The 4,394-nt window shown below is 71.5% G+C and carries 5 protein-coding genes; 2 read left to right on the top strand and 3 right to left on the bottom strand.

Features of this window, described 5'->3' with window-relative positions; genetic code table 11:
* Positions 1 to 229, bottom strand: a 229-nt coding sequence (locus tag BFF77_RS25515) for a hypothetical protein (protein ID WP_066953945.1), incomplete at its 3' end; no start/stop codon positions are given.
* 59 nt (positions 230 to 288) lie between these two features.
* Here BFF77_RS25515 and map point away from each other — a divergent pair.
* Entirely contained in the window at positions 289 to 1,146 is an 858-nt protein-coding gene (gene map, locus BFF77_RS25510; protein WP_066953942.1) for a type I methionyl aminopeptidase, read from the top strand.
* A gap of 160 nt (positions 1,147 to 1,306) precedes the next feature.
* The gene (locus BFF77_RS25505; RefSeq protein ID WP_066953939.1) at positions 1,307 to 1,972 is read left to right on the top strand and encodes a biliverdin-producing heme oxygenase; all 666 of its coding nucleotides are present in this window, start codon (positions 1,307 to 1,309) and stop codon (positions 1,970 to 1,972) included.
* A 61-nt stretch (positions 1,973 to 2,033) separates the two neighbouring features.
* On the opposite strand, the gene BFF77_RS25500 is transcribed toward BFF77_RS25505, so the two are convergent.
* Together BFF77_RS25500 and BFF77_RS25495 are read right to left on the bottom strand one after the other, a co-directional pair.
* Positions 2,034 to 2,687, bottom strand: coding sequence for a PhzF family phenazine biosynthesis protein (locus BFF77_RS25500; protein WP_107422246.1), 654 nt, complete (start codon positions 2,685 to 2,687; stop codon positions 2,034 to 2,036).
* 157 nt (positions 2,688 to 2,844) lie between these two features.
* On the bottom strand, positions 2,845 to 4,394 hold a 1,550-nt coding region (locus tag BFF77_RS25495), incomplete at its 5' end, for an HtaA domain-containing protein (protein WP_066953933.1).

The following is a 4,394-nucleotide window of genomic DNA, read 5'->3' as shown; positions in this document are numbered from 1 at the left end:
CCGCCGGGGTGTCCGGTTTATCGCGTTTATCGTGCCACTTCGGGTCGGTCTCCCACTCCAGGTTCCGCTCCCGCGCGGTGTCCATCGCGTGCGCCGCCTCCTCCGGGGTCGCGTACGGGCCGAAGCGGTCCGCCGCACGGCATTGCGGGCCCTCCTCGACCTTCCGGTGGTGCAGGCAGTAGTACCACTCGCCGGGTTTGCCGACCGTACGCTTCTTGAACAGGGCCATCGTCGGCTCCTTCCTCTGAACGCCATGCTGCCCCACACACGCTGGTTAGACTCGCTGGCATGTCTGGCCAGTCACTGCTCATCCCCGGGGAGATCTCCCCCCTCCGTTCCGTACCCGGAAAGATCCGGCGCCCCGAGTACGTCGGGAAGCCCGCGCCCGCCCCGTACACCGGGCCCGAGGTGCAGACCGCCGAGACGGTCGAGCTGATGCGGATCGCCGGGCGGATCGCCGCGCAGGCGATGGAGGAAGCCGCCAAGCACATCTCGCCGGGCGTCACCACGGACGAACTGGACCGGGTCGCGCACGAGTTCATGTGCGACCACGGGGCCTACCCGTCGACGCTCGGCTACCGCGGCTTCCCCAAGTCGCTGTGCACCTCGGTCAATGAGGTGATCTGCCACGGAATCCCGGACTCCACGGTGCTCCGCGACGGGGACATCGTGAACCTGGACGTCACGGCGTACATCAACGGCGTCCACGGCGACAACAACGCCACCTATCTCTGCGGCGATGTCGACGAGGAGTCGAGGCTGCTGGTGGAGCGGACCCGCGAGTCGCTCAACCGCGCCGTCAAGACCGTGCGGCCCGGACGGCAGATCAATGTGATCGGGCGGGTGATCGAGTCGTACGCCAAGCGGTTCGGCTACGGCGTCGTCAGGGACTTCACCGGCCACGGGATCAACTCGTCCTTCCACTCCGGACTGATCGTCCCGCACTACGACAGCCCGCACGCCACCACCGTCATGCGGACGGGCATGACCTTCACCATCGAGCCGATGCTGACGCTCGGCACCTACGAGCACGACATGTGGGACGACGGCTGGACCGTGGTCACCAAGGACCGGAAGCGGACGGCGCAGTTCGAACACACTCTGGTGGTGACGGACACGGGGGCGGAGATCCTCACTCTTCCGTGAGGTTGCCGTACCGCTGAAGCGGGGTAGCGTTTTTACCGACAGGACGTCGGGAACCAGTTGACTTAGGTAAGCCTAAGTAAGAGTATCGCTTGTGGCGGCAGCGCGTGCCGCCACCACGGCATTCGCCTGTTCCCGTCCCCTTTGGTCCCGGAGGCCCGCCTTGGACGCAACCGCCAGCGCCACGCCCTTCTCCACCCTCATCCGCGTCGCCTCACAGGAACAGCACACCGAGGCGGAGACCTCGACCTTCATGAGCGATCTGCTGGGCGGCCGGCTCGGTGTGGACGCCTACACGCGCTACACGGAGCAGCTCTGGTTCGTGTACCGCGCGCTGGAGGGGGCCATGGAGGCGCTGAGAGGGGATCCGGTCGCCGGGCCCTTCATCCGGCCGGAGCTGGCCCGTACGCCCGAACTGGAACGCGATCTCGCGCATCTGCGCGGTCCGCGCTGGCGCGAGGGCGTCGACCCGCTGCCCGCCACCGCCGCGTACGCCGCGCGGATCGAGGAGTGCGCGCGCACCTGGCCCGGCGGATATGTGGCGCACCACTACACCCGCTATCTCGGCGATCTCTCCGGCGGCCAGATCATCCGCGACAAGGCGGAGAAGACCTGGGGCTTCTCCCGCAAGGGCGACGGCGTCCGGTTCTACGTCTTCGAGGAGATCCCCAACCCGGCCGCGTTCAAGCGCGGTTACCGCGAGCTGCTGGACCGGGTGGCGGCGGACGACCTGGAGAAGCAGCGGATCGTCGACGAGTGCAAGCGCGCGTTCGACTTCAACGGCGCGGTCTTCCACGCCCTGGGAACGCAGTTCCCGCTGAGCGCCTGAGCGACCGGGCCCCTCGGCGCCACCGTCCGTGGGCCCTTGGGCGCCTGAGCGGCCGGGCGGCTCAGTGGGCCGTCAGCAGGCGTACCCGGCCGCCCATCTCGATGGTGCCGTCGGGGCCGGGGGCCGTGATCAATTGGGAGCCCCGGCCCTGGGTGATGTTCAGCGCGCGGCCCAGTCGCGCGGTGAGGAGGAGGGCCGCCGCGCCGGTCGCCTCGTCCTCCGTGATGCCGTCTTCACGGCGAGGGAAGGCGCGGGCCCTGACGCGGCCCGCCGCCTCGTCCTGCCAGGCCCAGGCGTAGAGCCGGCCTTCGCCTGGCGGTGGGGCGGGCAGGGCGTCGACCTCGGCGGTGGTGGCGTACTGGCGGAGTGTGCGCGGCGGGGCCCACTCCGGGCGGACCGTGATCCAGGTGAACTCGCCGTCCTGGCGCACCCATACCTCGCCCGCCGGCGGGTTCACGCACTCCAGATCGAGCAGCCACGCCGCGCCGACGAGAGGGTGTCCCGCGAACGGGAGGCGCAGGCCCGGAGTGTAGATGTCGACCACACCGCGCTCGGGATCGTCGACGAACACCGTCTCGCTGTAGCCGAGTCGGGCGGCGAGCGCCTGCCGCGCCGCCCGGTCCGGGTGACGCCGCCCTTCGCGGACGACGCCGAGCGTATTGCCGTGTCGGCCGTCGGCTCCGCAGAAGACGCTGAGTACGTCGATGTCGGTCACCCGGGCATTCAAGCATCACCGATCGGGGCGCGGCGCAGGGGCCGGACACAGGAGCGGGTCCGTACCGCCTCCCCCTCCTCGGCGGTACGGACCTGCTCGCGTCGCGCGGTCTCCGTCCTGCGCGGTCTGCCTTACGCGGTCTCCCTGGGCGGTCTCCCTACGCGGTCTCCTCCTGCGCCGCGCTCCGCCGCCTGGCGACGCATACGGCCGCCGCGCCCGCCGCCACGATCGCGCCCGCCGTGCCGAGCAGGGCGCCTGCGGGGATGTCGGATCCGGTGGAGGCGAGGGCGCCGGCGCCGGCGACCGAACCGCCGCCCGCCGTTCCCGAACCGCCGACGGCGCCGGCGCCGCCCGTACCGCCGGACGCGCCGCCGGTGCCGCCCGGCAGGTTCGCGTCGTCGTCCAGCGAGACCGCGAGCGTCAGCCTGTCGAGGTCCGTCCCCGCCGGATACATCCCGCCGAAGGCCTTCGTCCCGTCGGCCGTGAGGGTCGCGGGAACCGCGCTCAGGGTCACGACACCGTCCTCGGCCGCCAGTTCGCCCTCCGGTAGGTCCAGCGTGGCGAGGCTCAGATCCGGGTACGTGGCGATCTCGTGCGTCTCCCGGTCCTTGGTGGCCACATCGGCGACGAGCGTGCCCGTGCCGTCCGCCACCTCCACCCGCAGGCCGCTGAGCCCGAGGTCCAGTACGTACTCGCCGGCCTCCTCATGGCCGAGGAAACGGACCGTACCGCCGAAGGACGCGGAGAGGGTCCTCGCGTCGGCGTCGAAGGAGCCCGTGCCCTCGGGGAAGCGGTAGGCCGCCGCGGACCGCGTGGCACCGTCGCCGAGTTCGACCTTGCCGTGGGCGATCGGGCCCGTGACGTACGAGCGGAAGGACTCCTTGACGCCCCAGTCGAGATCGCCGTCGACGATCGTGCCGTCCTCGGCCGCCGGAGGCGTCTCGGAGGCCTGGCCGGTCGGGCTCCGGGTCGGCGGGGTCCCGGTCGGCTCGCCGGTGGGCGGCTCGGTGGGCGGAGTCGTGCTGGGAGTGGGAGCCGGTGTGGACGGCGGAGGCGTCACGGGCGGTGTCGGGGTGCCGCCTCCCGTGGCGTACGCGACGGCGAGCGTCGCCCTGTCCAGCTCCGTGCCCGCCGCGTACATCCCGTTGAAGGCCCGGGCGCCGTCGGCGGTCAGCTCGGCGGGGATGTCCTTGAAGACCATCGAGCCGTTCGCGGTCTCCGGCCGGATGCCCGCGAGATCGATCGAGGCGAGTTCGATGTCGTCCTGTGTGGCGCCGTTGAGGGTGACGTCCGCCTCGATCGCCCCGGCCGTGCCCTCCGTGACCAGCCTGACGTCGGCGAGCTCGATGTCGAAGCCGTGGGCCGTGGAGGCGAACCGGACGGTGCCGTCGAAGTCCGTGGTCACGTCGTGCGTCGCCGGGTCGTACGTACCGGTGCCGCGGGAGAAGGTGAACGGGCCGTTGCCCGCGGCCTGGGTGGCGCCGTCGGAGGCCGTGACGGTGCCGCCGGCGATGCCCGTGACGTATCTGCGGAAGGACTCCTTCAGACCCCATTCCAGGGTGCCGTCCTTCAGTTCCAGCGTCGGGGCTGCGCCGGGCGCGGCAAGGGGCGCGACGGCCGGCGCGCCCGCCGCGAGCGCCGGGATCGCGAAGGCGGAGGCGCCGAGGGCTGCCGCCGTCCCTATGGCGGCGGCGAGTGTGCTGGGTC

Origin of the sequence: Streptomyces lushanensis (assembly GCF_001700515.1) — a bacterium.
In the GTDB taxonomy this organism is placed as follows: domain Bacteria; phylum Actinomycetota; class Actinomycetes; order Streptomycetales; family Streptomycetaceae; genus Streptomyces; species Streptomyces lushanensis.
Note: the sequence above shows the minus strand (reverse complement) of the source record. Positions and strands in the feature narration are given on the sequence as shown.